The organism is Streptococcus sp. GMD6S (assembly GCF_000297015.1).
The window spans coordinates 1-866 of the sequence record NZ_AJRH01000200.1; the positions used below are offsets into that span (position 1 = coordinate 1).

General features: G+C 37.5%; 1 protein-coding gene. It reads left to right on the top strand.

All coding sequences use genetic code 11. The annotated features are described in order from the left end of the window. Nucleotides 1-169 precede the first annotated feature (169 nt). Nucleotides 170-796, top strand: a complete 627-nt coding sequence (locus GMD6S_RS09655; RefSeq protein ID WP_001223907.1) for a hypothetical protein — start codon at nucleotides 170-172, stop codon at nucleotides 794-796. Nucleotides 797-866: the final 70 nt, after the last annotated feature.

Below are 866 nucleotides of genomic sequence, written 5' to 3' on the forward strand. Positions count from 1 at the left end.
GGCATGAGGATATCCTTTCGATGAGTTATGAAGAAGCTAATGAGCTGAGTTTGGAAGAAATTCCGTTTATGGATGATGTGAGAGACCCAGTTTGGGAAGAAGACGACCGCAGGAATGAAGAATACATTAAAATCCACGGCGAACGTGTTTATGACGACGAGGAAGACGAGTGAGAATATACATCAAAGGTGATTATACTAGAAAAGTGTCATTTGGCTACAGAGAACTCGCATGGAAAATGTGGTTTAAAGAAAGAAATGGTAAAAAAATAAGTTTCTCAAATGTCGGGGATGATGAGATGTTGCAAAATGACTTCTATTTATCTTTACGGTTAGATAAGTGGGGAGCAAGTGGCTCTCGTTGGAAAGATGCCAAGGTTAAAGGTGGCAGTGCAATCAATTCCCAAATGTATGAAAATATTGATTTGGATTATGAAGGAAGTTATGAAAGCGACGGTAGAGAAAAGGGAAAATACCTAAGAATCGCTTCGAATTATCTAGATATATTAACAGTTGATAAGCGAGCTATGTATATTATGGCACTCGAAATTGCGACTGCGATTGATGGAAAAATTAGTGAAGATGATAAGAAAACATGGCTAACAATCGAGGAATTCAAGAAAAAGCACCAAGATATCTTATCTTTAACCTTTGATGAAGCAAATGAGATGAGTTTGGAAGAAATTCAAACGATTGATGCTATTGACGATCCCATCTGGGAAGAATTGGATAAGAAGCGTGAGGAGTACATCCAAATCCATGGTGAACGAGTTTATGAAGATGAGGAAGATGAGTGAGACTATACATCAAAAGTGATTTTACGAAAAAAATAGACTTCACAACTAGAGAGCTTGTTTGGAAGATGTG